General features: G+C 55.5%; 1 protein-coding gene. It reads right to left on the bottom strand.

What is annotated here, in order from left to right; genetic code table 11:
* A partial coding sequence (locus AC1QQ2_RS14130; RefSeq protein WP_479713613.1) for a hypothetical protein occupies nucleotides 1-804 on the bottom strand: 804 nt, incomplete at both ends.

The following is an 804-nucleotide window of genomic DNA, read 5'->3' on the forward strand; positions in this document are numbered from 1 at the left end:
TTCTACCCTTACACGGATTTGACGGCCCTGCAAACGAACGCTGGTCGGGTTTGCCATAGTGTAAGGCCCGTGCGTTGTCTCAGCCGCTGTAGGATACAAGCGAGACTTAAACGTCATGCGCGTGTCGCCAAGGTTGACCTCATCAGGGATGATCTGACGCACGACCGCTAGGTTTTCACCCGCTGCGATTTTATAGGGACCGCTCTCAGCAAATGGCGTGCCGCCGTCATAGTTGAAGCCAAGTTCGTGGTTGTAGCCATTGCCATTGGCGTCAGCCCAGATCGGGCTGCTGAACACGCCACGGGACACACCGCTTGTGCGGCTTAGGCTGCCCATAATCCAATGACCTTCGCGGTAGTCAAAGGCTACATAGCGGTCAATCTCGTTAGACCCCGCAGACGGATAGAAGAACCAGACCTCGTTGTGCTGACCGTTCGACACAGCCCAGCATTTGCTGATCTGAGCCGTGTTAATGTTGGAGAACACAGCGTCATGCACTTCACAGTCAACAGGTGAGACAGACGACCCGTCATAGCGGAAGAACCCGTTCTGCGACATCCAGAACACGCCTGCTGGCGTGTTTGCTACAGCCTTACGCGCAATCAATCCGCAGGCATCACCAACGCGCTCAAACTGGAAAATGTAAGGTGGTCCAATGTAAACTCCGCGATGCGCGTCTTGGTCCGTCAGGATAACAGTCTGACCCTGAGAGCGAACGCCAGCCATGATGCGGCCTGACGTTTGCAGCGTGATGTCGCCAGCTTGGTTTGTGCTGGCAGGCGTCCAGAGCGTGTTGTCCTCAAA

The sequence above is a fragment of the Aestuarium sp. genome, assembly GCF_023253315.1.
Taxonomy (GTDB): Bacteria; Pseudomonadota; Alphaproteobacteria; order Rhodobacterales; family Rhodobacteraceae; genus Marivivens; species Marivivens donghaensis.